12 protein-coding genes and 1 riboswitch are annotated in these 14,021 nt (G+C 75.9%); of the genes, 7 read left to right on the plus strand and 5 right to left on the minus strand.

Going from position 1 to position 14,021, the window contains the following annotated elements; all coding sequences use genetic code 11:
- Nucleotides 1-14: 14 nt before the first annotated feature.
- Both cbiE and ENKNEFLB_RS01400 read left to right on the plus strand, forming a co-directional pair.
- Nucleotides 15-1,289 carry a precorrin-6y C5,15-methyltransferase (decarboxylating) subunit CbiE gene (gene cbiE, locus ENKNEFLB_RS01395; RefSeq protein WP_214057566.1) on the plus strand — a complete coding sequence of 425 codons (1,275 nt, stop codon included), beginning with the start codon at nt 15-17 and terminating at the stop codon, nt 1,287-1,289.
- Entirely contained in the window at nt 1,286-2,044 is a 759-nt protein-coding gene (locus tag ENKNEFLB_RS01400; RefSeq protein ID WP_214057567.1) for a cobalt-precorrin-4/precorrin-4 C(11)-methyltransferase, read from the plus strand. Before cbiE ends, ENKNEFLB_RS01400 begins: the two co-directional genes overlap by 4 nt.
- On the opposite strand, the gene ENKNEFLB_RS01405 is transcribed toward ENKNEFLB_RS01400, so the two are convergent.
- The 3 genes from ENKNEFLB_RS01405 to ENKNEFLB_RS01415 are packed head-to-tail and all read right to left on the minus strand — an operon-like array spanning nt 2,021 to nt 5,132.
- Nucleotides 2,021-3,544, minus strand: coding sequence for a precorrin-2 C(20)-methyltransferase (locus ENKNEFLB_RS01405; RefSeq protein ID WP_214057568.1), 1,524 nt, complete (start codon nt 3,542-3,544; stop codon nt 2,021-2,023). The genes ENKNEFLB_RS01400 and ENKNEFLB_RS01405 overlap by 24 nt on opposite strands.
- On the minus strand, nt 3,541-4,206 hold the full coding sequence (locus ENKNEFLB_RS01410; protein WP_214057569.1) for a precorrin-8X methylmutase: 666 nt from the start codon (nt 4,204-4,206) through the stop codon (nt 3,541-3,543). The genes ENKNEFLB_RS01405 and ENKNEFLB_RS01410 overlap by 4 nt, the downstream gene beginning before the upstream one ends.
- Nucleotides 4,203-5,132: a nitrite reductase gene (locus ENKNEFLB_RS01415; protein ID WP_214057570.1), complete on the minus strand. Its 930-nt coding sequence runs from the start codon at nt 5,130-5,132 to the stop codon at nt 4,203-4,205. The genes ENKNEFLB_RS01410 and ENKNEFLB_RS01415 overlap by 4 nt, the downstream gene beginning before the upstream one ends.
- 72 nt (nt 5,133-5,204) lie before the next feature.
- A riboswitch (cobalamin riboswitch) is annotated at nt 5,205-5,344 on the minus strand.
- Between the two features lie 119 nt (nt 5,345-5,463).
- On the opposite strand from ENKNEFLB_RS01415, the gene ENKNEFLB_RS01420 reads away from it, so the two are divergent.
- Nucleotides 5,464-5,835, plus strand: coding sequence for a sigma factor (locus ENKNEFLB_RS01420; protein ID WP_214057571.1), 372 nt, complete (start codon nt 5,464-5,466; stop codon nt 5,833-5,835).
- Entirely contained in the window at nt 5,832-7,118 is a 1,287-nt protein-coding gene (locus tag ENKNEFLB_RS01425) for a flavin monoamine oxidase family protein (RefSeq protein ID WP_214057572.1), read from the plus strand. The genes ENKNEFLB_RS01420 and ENKNEFLB_RS01425 overlap by 4 nt, the downstream gene beginning before the upstream one ends.
- A 178-nt stretch (nt 7,119-7,296) precedes the next feature.
- Here ENKNEFLB_RS01425 and ENKNEFLB_RS01430 read toward each other — a convergent pair whose 3' ends face one another.
- Nucleotides 7,297-8,298, minus strand: coding sequence for an NAD(P)/FAD-dependent oxidoreductase (locus ENKNEFLB_RS01430; protein WP_214057573.1), 1,002 nt, complete (start codon nt 8,296-8,298; stop codon nt 7,297-7,299).
- A gap of 97 nt (nt 8,299-8,395) precedes the next feature.
- Here ENKNEFLB_RS01430 and ENKNEFLB_RS01435 point away from each other — a divergent pair, with 97 nt between their 5' ends.
- The 3 genes from ENKNEFLB_RS01435 (at nt 8,396) to ENKNEFLB_RS01445 (ending at nt 12,883) form a co-directional block, all read left to right on the plus strand.
- Nucleotides 8,396-9,271 (plus strand): pyruvate, water dikinase regulatory protein, encoded by an 876-nt coding sequence (locus tag ENKNEFLB_RS01435; protein WP_214057574.1) that lies wholly within the window; start codon nt 8,396-8,398, stop codon nt 9,269-9,271.
- Nucleotides 9,268-11,721, plus strand: a complete 2,454-nt coding sequence (gene ppsA, locus ENKNEFLB_RS01440) for a phosphoenolpyruvate synthase (RefSeq protein WP_214057575.1) — start codon at nt 9,268-9,270, stop codon at nt 11,719-11,721. Before ENKNEFLB_RS01435 ends, ppsA begins: the two co-directional genes overlap by 4 nt.
- A 124-nt stretch (nt 11,722-11,845) precedes the next feature.
- Nucleotides 11,846-12,883, plus strand: a complete 1,038-nt coding sequence (locus ENKNEFLB_RS01445; RefSeq protein WP_214057576.1) for an alcohol dehydrogenase catalytic domain-containing protein — start codon at nt 11,846-11,848, stop codon at nt 12,881-12,883.
- Between the two features lie 24 nt (nt 12,884-12,907).
- Here the strand turns inward: ENKNEFLB_RS01445 and ENKNEFLB_RS01450 are convergent, their stop codons facing one another.
- Nucleotides 12,908-14,014, minus strand: a complete 1,107-nt coding sequence (locus tag ENKNEFLB_RS01450) for an alpha/beta hydrolase family protein (RefSeq protein WP_214057577.1) — start codon at nt 14,012-14,014, stop codon at nt 12,908-12,910.
- Between the last annotated feature and the right edge of the window lie 7 nt (nt 14,015-14,021).

A 14,021-nucleotide genomic window follows, 5' to 3' on the forward strand; every position in this document is an offset into this window, starting at 1 on the left:
TAGGGTCGGCGCCCATGAGGGCGAGGATCACGGTCGTGGGGATCGGCGCCGACGGGTGGCCGGGCGTCCCGGCGCGCCTGCGGTCGCTCGTCGACGACGCGGAGGTGGTGCTGGGCGGGGCCCGCCACCTGGCGCTGCTGGAACCGCGGCCCGGTCAGCACCGCGTGCCGTGGCCGGTGCCGCTGCGCGCGGGCCTGCCGTCCCTGCTGGCCGAGCACGCCGGGCGACGGGTGGTCGCCCTGGCCACCGGCGACCCGCTGCTGTCCGGCGTCGGCACCACGCTGGTCGACCTGCTCGGCGCCGACGCCGTGGAGGTCCACCCCGGCCTGTCGTCGGTCGCGCTGGCCCGGGGACGGCTCGGCTGGTCGGCCGAGAGCGCCGCGGTGGTCAGCCTGGTGGGCCGCGACCCCGCGCTCGTCCTGCGCGAGCTCGCCCCGGGCCGCCGCGTGGTCGCGCTGTCCTCGGACGCGACCACGCCGGGCGCGCTGGCCCGGCTCCTCGTCCGGCAGGGGTACGGCGCCTCGCTGCTGGCGGTGCTCGGCGACCTCGGCGCGCCGACCGAGTCGCGCCTCGACGCCGCCGCCGCGGCCTGGGACGCGGCCGCCGACGCCCGCGTCCCCCCGCTCAACGTGGTGGCGGTCGACCTGCGCGGGCCCGTGGTCGGGTCGTGGACCGCCGGGCTGCCGGACGAGGCGTACGAGCACGACGGCCAGCTCACGAAGCGCGACCTGCGCGCCTCCGCCCTGGCCCGGCTCGCCCCCCAGCCCGGGCAGCTGCTGTGGGACCTCGGCGCGGGCGCCGGCTCGGTCGGCGTCGAGTGGATGCGTGCGCACCCGACGTGCCGGGCCGTCGCGGTCGAGATCGACCCCGCGCGGGCCGCCCGGATCGCGCGCAACGCCGCGGGCCTCGGGGTGCCCGCGCTCGACGTCCGCACCGGCCGCGCCCAGGAGGTCGTCGCGACCCTGCCGGTCGCGCTGGCCCACCCGGACGCGGTGTTCGTCGGCGGCGGCGCCACGGCGCCCGGCCTGCTCGACCTGTGCCGCCAGGCGCTGGCCGACCGCGGCCCCGGCAGCCGGCTGGTCGTGCACGGGGTCACCCTGGAGACCGAGTCCCTGCTGGCCCGGATGCACGCCGACCACGGCGGCGAGCTGACCCGCACCTCGGTCGAGCACGCTGCCCCGATCGGCTCCTTCCGCGGCTGGACGCCCGCCCGGGCCGTCACCCAGTGGAGCTGGACCGTCCCCACCACCACCAGCACCAGCACCAGCACCGTGGAGGAGCAGCCATGACCGTCCGCTTCGTGGGCGCCGGCCCGGGCGCCGCCGACCTGCTCACCCTGCGCGCCGCGGCCCTGCTGGGGCAGGCCGACGTGGTGCTCTACCCGGGCACGTACCTCGACGAGGCGGTGCTGTCCCACTGCCGCCACGACGCCCGTCTGGTCGACACCCAGGGCCTCGACCTCGACGTGATCGTCGGCCACCTCGTGGCGGCCGACGCGGCGGGCGAGGACGTCGTCCGGCTCGTCTCCGGCGACCCGTCGCTCTACTCCGCGGTCGCCGAGCAGGGCCGACGGCTCGACGAGGCCGGCGTCGGCTGGGAGGTGGTGCCGGGCGTGCCGTCGTACGCCGCGGCCGCCGCCCTGGTGGGGCGCGAGCTGACCGTCCCGCTGGTGGCCCAGTCGGTGGTGCTGACCCGCGCCCAGGCGCGGTCCACGGCGATGCCGGAGCGGGAGTCGCTGGCCCGGTTCGCCGCGACCGGCGCCACGCTCGTGCTGCACCTGGCCGTCACCCGCACCCGCGAGGTGATGGCCACGATCGAGCCCGAGCACGGCGCCGACTGCCCGGTCGTGGTCGTCTTCCGGGCCAGCCAGCCCGGGGAGCTCGTGCTGCGGGGCACCGTCGCCGACATCGCCGACGCCGTCGAGGAGGCCGGCCTGCGCCAGGCTGCGGTCATCCTCGTCGGGCGCGCCCTCGACCCCCGGGCGGGCGGCCCGGAGGGGATGGGGGAGTCGTGGCTCTACTCAGCGGACCGGGACCGCGCGTGAGGTCCACACCGCCCCGCGCGCGCTGACCCGGGTGCCGCGGGCGCCGACGAGCAGCAGGCACTTCATGTCGATCGTGCCGGGGTCGAGGTCGCCGAGCGTGGTCACGGTCAGCGACTCCTCGGCACGCCCGACGTCGCGACCGACCACCACCACCGTCCCGGCCGGCAGCTCCTCGAGCAGGACCTCCCGGGCGCGGGCGACCTGCCAGGTCCGCGACCGCGACGCCGGGTTGTAGACCGCGCACACCAGGTCGGCCCGCGCCACCAGCCGCAGCCGCTCCTCGACGACCTCCCACGGCTTGAGCCGGTCCGACAGGCTCAGCACGGCGAAGTCCCCACCGACGGGTGCGCCCGCGCGGGCGGCCACGGCCTGCACCGCACTCACCCCCGGCAGCACCCGTACCTCCACGTCGTCCCACCGGCCCTCCCCGGCCGGGTCGTCCAGCGCCTCGTAGACCGCGGCGGCCATCCCGAAGACGCCCGCGTCGCCACCGGAGACCACGGCCACCCGCTCGCCGCCGCGGGCCAGGTCGAGGGCCAGGCGGGCCCGGTCGACCTCCACGGTGTTGCCGCTGGCGTGACGGGTGAGGCCCGCACGGGCCGGGACCCTCGCGACGTACGGGCCGTACCCGACGACGTGGTCGACCTCGGCCAGCGCCTCGGCGACCTCGGCGGTCAGCCAGCGGTCCGGCCCAGGCCCGAGGCCGACGACGAGGACCTCCCCGGGCGCGGTCGTCACCGGGTCCGGCGCCGGTGCGTCGCGCCGGCCGCGGCCGTGGCGGGAGTCGCCGGGCACGACGACCAGGGAGAAGTACGGGACCGTCCCCGGGTCGACCTCGGCCACCGGCAGCCGGCGCTCCCCGGGCATCGAGGCCCGTTCGACGTAGACCGCGTCGTCGAGGCGGCCCGCGGCGGCCAGCGCCCGGCGCACGGCCGGGAAGGTGCGGCCCAGCTTCATCACCACCGCGCCGTCGCTGTCGGCCAGGCGGCGGGCCAGCTCGGGCTCGGGCAGGGTCCCGGGCAGCACCGTGAGCACGTCGGTCTGGCGCACCAGCGGGGTCGCGGCGGCCGCCGCGGCGGCGGCGAAGGCTGGCACCCCCGGCACGATCTGGGTCTCGAAGCGGTGCGCGAGCCGGTCGTGCATGTGCATGAAGGAGCCGTAGAAGAGCGGGTCGCCCTCGGCGAGCAGGACCACGTCCCGCCCGGCGGCGAGGTGGGCGGCCAGCCGCTCGGCGGCCTCGGCGTAGAAGTCGGCCATCGCGCCGGCGTAGCCGCCCGGGTGGTCGGTGCCGCCGGTGGTGACGGGGTAGCGGAGCTCCTCCTCGAGCGCCCCGGCCGGGATGAGGTCGGCCGCGGTGCGCCGCGCGTTCGACTCCTTGCCGACGCCGGCGTGGTAGGCCACCACGTCGGCCGCGGCGATCAGCCGGGCCGCCTTGAGGGTCACCAGCTCGGGGTCGCCGGGGCCGAGGCCGACCCCGGCGAACCTTCCCGGCGCGGTCACTCCTCCTCCTGGGCCAGCGCGTTGAGGGCCGAGGCCGTCATCGCGGACCCGCCGCGCCGCCCGCGGACGGTCACGAACGGCACGTCGATGCCGTGGTCGGCGGCGAACGAGGCCAGGGCGTCCTTGGACTCCGCGGCCCCGATGAAGCCGACCGGGCAGCCGATCACGGCGGCCGGGCGCGGGGCGCCGTCGAGCAGCATCTCGAGCAGGTGGAACAGCGCGGTCGGGGCGTTGCCGATCGCGACGACCGCGCCGTCGAGGTGGTCGGCCCACAGGGAGACGGCCGCGGCCGAGCGGGTGGTGCCCCAGGCCGCGGCCAGGCCCGGGACGCGGCGGTCGGGCAGGTAGCAGTGGACGTCGTTGCCCGCCGGCAGGCGCGAGGCGGTGATGCCGGTGGCCACCATCCGGGCGTCGCAGAGGATCGGCGCGCCGGCGGCCAGCGCGGTGCGCGCCGCCGGGACCAGGCGCGGGTGGACCACGAGGTCGTCGACCAGGTCGACCTGGCCGGTGCCGTGGATCATCCGCACCGCGAGCCGCTCGGCGTCGCCCGGCACCCGGGACAGGTCGCTCTCGCGGCGGATGGTCGCGAAGGAGTCGACGTAGATCTCCGGGCCGTGGTCGACGTAGGCGTACCGCTGCGGCGGCCGGGACAGCGGGGTCATCGCGCACCTCCCCCCTCGTGCGGGGCCGGGTCCGGCACCAGCACCCCGCGCCACGGCGTCACGACCAGCGTGCCGTCGGGGTCCCGGGCGACGAGGTCGTCGACCAGGTCGGGGCCGAGCACGCCGTCGGGGGCCGCGACGTGCTCACCGCCGACCAGCGGGCCGTACGCCGGTCGCGCGGTCGGGGCCGGGACGCAGTCGTCGGGCTCCCGGGCGGGCGCCAGGGGACCGTCGAGCTCGGCGACGTGCCAGGCGGCGGCCGGGTCGGGGCGGGCGTCCAGGAAGCGACGGACCAGGGCGAGCAGGGCGTCGGGCACGTCGGGGAGCGCCACCACGTCGCCCCAGGCCGTCCCGACGCGCAGCTGGGCGGTCCCGTCGTCGAGGGCCACCACCCCCAGGTCGCACGGGCGGTCGACCAGGTCGCCGCGGCCGTCGTCGAGCACGAGCAGGAACCGTCCGGAGAGGTCGGCGGCGGCGGGCTCGGCCAGCAGCGCCGCGTCGAGGGCGTCCACGACCGGGCGCAGGTCGGCGCGGCCGCCGCCCGGTCGGCCGGTGTCCAGCCCGGTCTGCGGCGAGGCCATCAGGTTGCGGACCAGCTCGTGGCTGGGCGACGGCAGCAGGCCGGTGCCGGCGAGGGCCGCGGCGACGTCGGGCCGTACGGCGCCCGTCGTGGCCGGGTCGGCCGGCAGGGCACGCAGCTGGAGGTTGGCGCGACCGGTCAGGTGGAGGTCGCCGTCGCCGTGGGTACGGGCGACCCCGGAGAGCGAGGCCAGGGCCCGGGCGGCGACCCGGCCGCCGGGGAGCCGGAGCCGGACCAGCAGGCCGTCCTCGGCGGGCCAGGGCCGGGCGACACCGGGACAGCGGTCCGCGGCGGCGTCCCGGCCGTCGGGACCGGGCCGCGAGCGGACGAGGGGTGGGTGGGGCACGGTCACCTCGGTGGTCGGAGGCTCGTGCGCGGAGCCTGCGTGGACCGGACGACGGGCGTCGCCGGGGCCAGCAGGTCTTCGGACTCGGGATCGCCCGGCGCGGAGCACCTTCCCGGACCGATGCCGCTGGTCCAGTGGCCTGCCTCTCGACAGGAGCCCCGTCCGTCACCCATACCGCTGCGCGTCAGTCCCGGCCTCGCACCGGGTTCCCTGGCCTCCCGGCGGACCGGGGGGCGTGACTGGCGCGGCCAACCTAGCAAGCGTCGTCCACTGGTCTGGTCACACGCGCGCGGGTGGGTCGTCCTCACCAGGCGCCCCCCACACTGGCCCCATGTGCGACGACTACGTCGGGCAGCGGACGGGCCGGCGGACGGGGCCGCGGCCCCTGACCGCCCCCCGACCGGCCGCCGAGCGCCGTCCGGGCTGCCTGGAGTGCACCGCCGCCGGCCGGCAGGAGGCCTTCGAGGACCTGTACGACGCCACCGTCGACCAGGTCTGGCGCCTCGCGCGGCTCAAGGGCCGCGGCGACGAGGCGTGGGCGCACCAGGTCGTGCGCGAGACCTACGCCGAGGTCTGGCGCAGCGCGTCGACCTACCGCCCCACGGAGCACCGCCCCCTGACCTGGGTGCTGGCCGTGACCTCCGCGGTGGCCCGCACCGGACCCCGCCGCGACCCCGGTCCCTGGGACGGGCAGGCCGCGTGAGCGAGAACGACACCGACGTCGTGGTGGTCGGCGCGGGCCTCGCGGGCCTGCGCTGCGCCCGGGCCCTGGTCGACCGGGGCCACGACGTCGTGGTCCTCGAGCGCGACGACGCCGTCGGCGGTCGGATCCGCACCGACCACGTCGACGGGTTCGCCCTCGACCGCGGCTTCCAACTGCTCAACCCGGCGTACCGCGCGGTGCGCCGCTGGGTCGACGTGGACGCCCTCGGCCTGCAGCCGTTCGCCGCCGGCGTGGCCGCCCGGAACGACGACGGGCTGGTCCGCCTCGGCAACCCGCTGGCCGCGCCCGCGCTGCTGCTGCCCTCGGTGCGGGCGGTCCTCCCGCGCCCGCGCGAGGTGCTCGCGGCCGCCCGCTGGGCCGCCCCGCTGCTGCGCGCCCGGCCCGGCCGCCGCCTGGCCACGAGCCTGACCACGGCCTCGCCGCGGCGCGACGTGAGCCGCCGCGAGGCGCTCGACCGCGCCGGGGTCGACGGGCTGCTGCGCGCCACGCTCGACTCGTTCTTCGCCGGGGTGGTGCTGGAGGACGACGGCTCGACCTCGCAGGCCTACGCCCTGCTGCTCACCGCCACCTTCCTGGCCGGCACCCCCGCCCTGCCCGAGCACGGGATGCAGGCGTTGCCCGCGCAGCTGGCCGGGAGGCTCGGCGACCGGGTGAGGCTCGGCACCGCCGTGGACTCCGTCGAGACCGTCGCCGGGGGCGCGGTCGTGCACGCCGGCGGCACGACGCTGCGCGCCCGCCAGGTGGTGGTGGCCGTCGCCGGCCAGGACGCCGGTGCGCTGACCGGCCCCGACGCGGAGCCGACGCCGCGTACCAAGGGCGTCGTGACCTCGTGGTTCGCCGCCGACGAGGCCCCGACGGACTCCCACCTGCTGTTCGTCGACGGACGCTCCCGCCCGTCCGGTCCGCTGGTCAACACCGCGGTGGTCAGCAACCCGGCGCCGTCGTACGCCCCGGCGGGGCAGCACCTGGTCCAGGCCTCGGCCCTGCTCGGGCCGGACCGGCCGGTGCCGACCGAGGACGACGTCCGCCGGCACGCCGGCGAGCTGCTCGGCGCCGACCCTCGCGGCTGGCGGCTGCTGCACCGCCACGAGGTGCCGCACGCGCTCCCGGCCCAGCCGGCGCCGCTGGCGCTGCGTCGTCCCGTCCGCCTCCGCGACCACCTGGTCGTCTGCGGCGACCACCGCGACACCGCCTCGATCCAGGGCGCGCTGGTCAGCGGCCAGCGGGCCGCGCTCGACGTCGCCGCCGCGCTCGCCCGCTAGCCCCGCCGCCCCGCCGCCCCGAGCCGCCGCCCCGCCGCACCGAGCCGCCGCTGTAACGCTGTGTTACTTCGTCTGGTGCGGCGTCACGACGCTGGACCAGACGAAGTAACACAGCGTTACAGCTGGCTGGCACCCGCACCCGCACCCGCGGCCGCACCCGCGGCCCGGCAGCCCGGGGTCAGCCGAGCCGCGCCGCCAGCGCCCGGCCGAGGTCGCGCCCGGAGGTCCAGGCGGTCTCGACCTTCGGCGGGCCGCCCCAGCCGTCGCCACAGACGCCGAGGCCCGACTCCGTCAGCAGGTACGGGTCGTCGCGCTCGCCGGTCGGGCGGGCCACGGACCAGCGCTGCACGTAGGTGCCGGCGGGGTCGTCCTCGATGCGCAGCAGCCGCTGCAGCGCGGCGAGCATGGCCGGCCCCGCGGCCTGCGGGTCCTCCAGGTTCGCCGCGGCCAGGGCCGGGGTGGAGTGCGCGACGAGGACGGGGGCGTCGTCGCCGCGGCGGCGGCCGTCGTCGGCGATCCAGGAGAGGTGGTCGTCGCCGTTGACGAACGCGCCGTGGAAGGGCCCCGGGGCCACCACGCCGTCCCAGGTGCGTGCGCCCCACCAGGCCGCCAGCGCCAGGATCGGCTCGGAGGGCCGGGTGAGCTGCTCACGGTGCCGCACCAGCCCCTCGCCGAGCAGCCGGGCCGCCTGCTCGTCCGGCATCGCCAGCACGACGGCCGGCGCGGTGGCTCCGTCGACGTCGAGACCGTCGGCCGTCGCCGTCACCGAGGACACCGCGCCCTCCTCGACCGTCACGCCCGCGGTCCCGGCGAGGGCCTCGACCAGCGACCGCAGGCCGCCGGTGGCGCCCCACCGCACGGGCCCGGTCTTCACCTCGGCCGACGGCCTCCCGTCGGCGCCCCCGGCGGAGGCGTCGAGCGCCACGAACGTGTCGGTCCACGGGAACGCCAGCCCCCGCGTACGCCATCGGTCGACGACCTTGGCGAAGTCGCCGTCCTGCGTGGCGGTCAGGTAGGAGGCGCCGAGGTCGACCGGTCGGTCGTCCAGGCGGCGGCTCGCCAGGCGCCCGCCCATCCGGCGGCCGCGGTCCACGACCCGGACCGGCACCTGGGCCCGGACCAGCTCGGCTGCGCACGCGACCCCGGCGATGCCGGCTCCCACCACCACGACCGGTTCCATGTCGCGAGCCTTGCACGCACCCATCCACCAGCCGGGTGGCCTCCTGCGCGGCGCCCGCGGGCGCTAGGTTCGTCCCCTCACTCCCGGGAGGTGCAGCGTGGCGGACGAAGCGGACGCGGTCGTGCCGGTGTTCTTCCTCTCCGACAGCACGGGGATCAGCGCCGAGACCATGGGCAACGCCCTGCTGCTGCAGTTCCCCGACGTGCCGTTCGAGCGGACCACCATCCCGTTCATCTCCACCGTCGAGGACGCCGCCCGCGTGGTGGCGATGATCGACGAGGTCGCGGCCGGGCCGACGACGCCGCTGGTGTTCACCACCGCGGCCGAGGACGCCGTACGCCTGGAGCTGCGCAAGACGACCGCGCCGATCATCGACTTCTTCGACCTGCACATGGGTCGCGTGGAGGCGATCCTGGACCGCCGGGGCAAGCGCGAGGCGATGAAGCTGCACGGCGTCGGTGACGTCAAGCGCTACAACGCCCGGATGTCGGCGGTGGAGTTCACCATCGAGCACGACGACGGGCAGAGCCTGCGCGCGATGGAGAAGGCCGACGTGATCCTGCTGGCGCCCTCGCGCTGCGGCAAGACGCCGACCAGCATGTACCTCGCGCTCCAGCACGGGCTGTTCGTGGCCAACTACCCGTTGGTCGACGAGGACCTGGAGGCCTCCGGCCTGCCGCGACCGGTCGAGCCGTTCCGGGACCGCTGCTTCGGGCTGATCACCAACGCCGACCGGCTCAGCCGGGTCCGCAACGAGCGTCGCCCGAACTCGACCTACGCCTCGCCGGAGCAGTGCCGGTGGGAGCTGCGCCGCGCCACCGAGCTCTACCGCGCCCACCGGGTGCCCTCGATCGACACCTCGGCGAAGTCGGTCGAGGAGATCTCGGCGCTGATCATCCAGACCCTCTCCCGCCGCGCCGGCGGCAGCACCACCCAGCCCAGCAGCACCCGGAACCGTGGAGGACGAGCATGAGCGACACCCAGGCCGACCAGCAGGCAGCGAAGCCCGACGCCAGCCACGTGCGGTGGTTCTCCGAGATCGGGATGGGCGACCTGGAGGAGGTCGGCGGCAAGAACGCCTCCCTCGGCGAGATGGTCAGCAACCTCGCCGACCTCGGGGTCGCGGTGCCGGACGGGTTCGCGACCACCGCGCAGGCCTACCACCACTTCATCGGCGACACCGGTCTCGCCGAGAGGATCTCCGCGCTGGTCGACGACCTGGACACCGACGACACCCGCCGCCTGGCCGAGGTCGGCAAGGAGATCCGCGCCGCCGTGGTGGAGCAGGAGTTCCCCGAGGACCTCGAGCGCGACATCCGCACCGCCTACGACCAGCTGGTCGAGAGCTCGCGGGGCGAGGACGGCGAGGAGCCGTCGTTCGCGGTCCGCTCCTCGGCCACCGCCGAGGACCTCCCCGACGCCTCCTTCGCCGGCCAGCAGGAGACCTTCCTCAACGTCCGCGGCATCGACGCGGTGCTGCTGTCGGTGCGCGAGGTGTACGCCTCGCTCTACAACGACCGCGCGATCGCCTACCGCGTCCACCACGGCTTCGCCCACGGCGACGTCGGGCTCTCGGCCGGCGTGCAGCGGATGGTCCGCTCCGACATCGGCTCGTCCGGCGTCATGTTCACCATGGACACCGAGTCGGGCTTCACCGACGCCGTGTTCGTCACCTCGGCCTTCGGGCTCGGCGAGGGCGTCGTCCAGGGCGCCGTCAACCCCGACGAGTTCTACGTCTACAAGCCCGCGCTCAAGCTCGGGAAGCCGGCCGTGCTCAAGCGCGGGATCGGTGCCAAGGCCACCAAGATGGTCTACACCGAGGACACCGAGGTGGGCCGTACCACCGAGTTCGTCGACGTGGAGCCGGCCGAGTCGCGCCGCTTCAGCCTCACCGACGCCGAGGTCGAGGAGCTGGCCCGGCACGCGGTCACCATCGAGCAGCACTACGGGCGCCCGATGGACATCGAGTGGGGCAAGGACGGCCTCGACGGCAGGCTGTACGTGCTCCAGGCGCGCCCCGAGACGGTGCAGTCCCGGCGTACGGGTGCCACCGAGCGGTTCAGCATCGACTCCTCGGTGACCAAGGGCGCCGACGTCGTCGTCGAGGGCCGCGCGATCGGCCAGAAGATCGGCGCCGGCGCCGTACGCGTGCTGAGGTCGGTCGACCAGATGCACGAGTTCCAGGCCGGCGAGGTGCTCGTGGCCGACATGACCGACCCCGACTGGGAGCCGATCATGAAGCGCGCGTCGGCGATCGTGACCAACCGCGGCGGGCGCACCTGCCACGCCGCGATCATCGCCCGCGAGCTCGGCATCCCCGCCGTGGTCGGCACCACCAGCGGCACCACGGACCTGGCCGACGGCCGCGAGGTCACCGTGTCCTGCGCCGAGGGCGACACCGGCCTGGTCTACGAGGGCCTCCTCGACTTCGACGTCGAGACCACCGAGCTCAGCGAGATGCCGGAGATCCCGGTCAAGATCATGATGAACGTCGGCACGCCCGAGCAGGCGTTCGCCTTCTCCAGGCTGCCGCACCGCGGCGTGGGCCTGGCCCGGCTGGAGTTCATCATCAACCGCCAGATCGGCGTGCACCCCAAGGCGCTGCTCGACCTGGAGGCCGACCCGGACTCGCTCGACCCCGCCCTGCGCGAGGAGGTCGAGGAGATCATCGCGGCCTACGACTCGCCGCGCGAGTTCTTCGTCAAGCGCGTGGCCGAGGGCGTCTCGATGATCGCGGCGGCGTTCGCGCCGGAGCCGGTGATCGTGCGGATGAGCGACTTCAAGTCCAACGAGTACGCCAACCTCGTCGGCGGCGAGACCTACGAGCCGCACGAGGAGAACCCGATGATCGGGTACCGCGGCGCGTCGCGCTACCTCTCGGAGGACTTCGCGGAGTGCTTCGCGATGGAGGCCGAAGCGCTGAAGTACGTCCGCGAGGAGATGGGTCTGACCAACGTCAAGATCATGATCCCCTTCGTGCGGACCGTCGCCGAGGCCAAGGGCGTCATCGACCTGCTCGGCAAGCACGGGCTGGTCCGCGGCGAGAACGAGCTCCAGGTCGTGATGATGTGCGAGGTCCCCTCGAACGCGGTCATCGCCGAGCAGTTCCTCGAGCACTTCGACGGCTTCTCGATCGGCTCCAACGACATGACCCAGCTGACGCTCGGCCTGGACCGCGACTCGAGCCTGGTGGCGGCCTCCTTCGACGAGCGCGACCCGGCCGTGCAGCACATGCTGTCGCTGGCGATCGCTGCCTGCCTCAAGCAGGGCAAGTACGTCGGGATCTGCGGCCAGGGCCCCTCGGACCATCCCGACATGGCCGAGTGGCTGGTCGCGCAGGGCATCGAGACGATGTCGCTGAACCCCGACACCGTCGTCGACACCTGGCTGCGGCTCGGTGGGGTGGAGGCCGGCGCCAGCTAGCCGAGGTGACGCTTGCGGCGCGCCGAGGTGACGCTCGCGGACAGGGCGTCCGTGGTCGGGTCGCGAATCGGTGCCACCAGGTGGCAGTGATCCACGACCCGGGGGCGTCGGCCAGGATGGACGCATGAGAGCGGTCCTGGTCGAGGCGTTCGGTGAGCCCCCGCGGGTGGCGGACGTCGAGGAGCCGGCCTGCCCGGACGACGGGGTCGTCGTGGCGGTCGAGGCCACCGGGCTGTGCCGCAGCGACTGGCACGCCTGGCAGGGCCACGACGACGGCGTACGCCTGCCGCACGTGCTCGGCCACGAGCTGGCCGGCACGGTGGTGGAGGTCGGGCCGGACGCGGCCGGCTTCGTCGAGGGCGACCGGGTGACCACGCCGTTCGTGCTGGCCTGCGGCGTCTGCCCGGCCTGCGCCCGCGGGGACCAGCAGGTCTGCGCCCGCCAGCTCCAGCCGGGTTTCACGCAGTGGGGCTCGTGGGCCGAGCGGGTCGCGCTGCCGCGCGCCGAGGTGAACCTGGTCCCGCTCCCGACGGGCGTCGAGGCCGCGGTCGCCTGCGGCCTCGGGTGCCGCTTCGCCACGGCGTACCGCGCGGTGCTCGAGGTGGGACGCGTCCGCGCGGGGGAGACGGTCGTCGTGCACGGCTGCGGCGGCGTCGGCCTGGCGGCCGTGATGGTCGCGGTCGCGGAGGGCGCGCAGGTGGTCGCGGTCGACCCCGCCGCGGCCTCCCGGGCCCTCGCCGTCGACCTCGGCGCGACCGCCGTCACCCCGGAGGACGCCGCCGCCACGGTCTCGGCCCTCACCGCCGACGGCGCGGACCTGTCCCTGGACTGCCGCGGTTCCCGTGACGTCGTCGCCGCCTCCCTGGCCTGCCTGCGCCCGCGCGGCCGGCACGTCCAGGTGGGGCTGCTCGGCGGCGCCGACGCGACGCCGCCGGTCGACCTCGGGCTGGTCGTCGCCCGCGAGCTGCAGGTGCTCGGCAGCCACGGCCTGTCCGCGACGTCCTACCCGGCCCTGCTCGCGCGGGTGGCGGACGGGACGTACGCCCCGCAGCGGCTCCTGCGCGACGAGGTCGGGCTGGAGGAGGCCGTACGCCGTCTGGTCGCCCTGGACACCCCGGGCGCGGGCGCCGGCGGGGTCACGGTGATCCGGCCCGCACTCTGAGGGTGCGCCCGCGGGGCCCGGGCGCTACATCTTCTCGCGCAGGAACGCGATCGTGTCGTCCATCGCGGGGAAGAACGCGGGGCCGAAGGCGTGGCCGTCTTCGTAGAGCTCGAGGGTGGAGTCCACCCCGGCGTCGCGCAGGGCGCCCTGGGAGTCCCGCGCCCACTGCAGGGGACAGGTGTCGTCGTTGGTGCCGTGCACCAGCAGGACCGGCTCGGTGACCCGGTCGAAGGACGGTCGGGCGCTGACCGCGGGCCAGAACTCGCGGCCCCGGGGCGAGCCCGGCAGGCCGTACTCCCGCTCCACGTACGAGGCGACCTCGTCGCGGTCGGGGGCGGTGAACTGGTTGAAGTTGTCGTCCTCGCGCGAGCTCACCGAGGCCCACCCGACGCCCGCGTCGTAGGCGCCCGGGGCGGCGGCGAGCGCCCGGAGCATGACCCCGCCGCCCATCGAGCGGCCGAACAGCGCGACCCGGTCGTCGTCCACGGGCACGTCCTGGCTGCGGCGCAGGGCCGCGGCGGCGTTGACGACGTCGGCGACGTAGCCGAGCCGGACGTCGCGCTCGGCCTGCTCCTCGGTGCCGTCGGACTCCGCGTGCGCGCGGTAGTCGACGTGGAGCGCCACGAAGCCCCGCGAGGCCAGCACCCCGCGCTCCCGGGTCATGCCCTGGCCGCGCACGTAGACGTCGGGGTCGATGTAGCCGTGCGCCAAGACGACCGCGGGGAACGGGCCCGGCCCGGTGGGCACGTTCAGCACGCCGGAGATCGTCAGGTCGCCGCTGCGGTAGGTCGCGTCGTACGAGGTGTAGGCGTCGGTCTGCTCGCGCACCGCGCCCAGCCGCAGACCACCGCCGTCGTAGTCGCGGTTCTCGGCGTAGTACGCCGCCAGCGAGACGGGGTCGGGCTCCTCGCGCTGGACGGGCTCGCGGGACGGCGCCGTCGTCGGCTCGTCCGACGCCTCGTCCGACGGCTCGTCCGACGCCTCGTCCGACGGCGCGGAGGACGGCGGTCCCGACGGTGACACCGCGCTGCTCGGAGCGGCGTCCGGCTCCGCGTCGCCTCCGGAGCACGCGGAGGCGACCAGCGCGAGGCCGAGGAGCGGGGCGAGGACGGTCAGGCGGCGCGGACCCATGACGTGA

The sequence above is a fragment of the Nocardioides aquaticus genome, from assembly GCF_018459925.1.
GTDB lineage: Bacteria > Actinomycetota > Actinomycetes > Propionibacteriales > Nocardioidaceae > Nocardioides > Nocardioides aquaticus.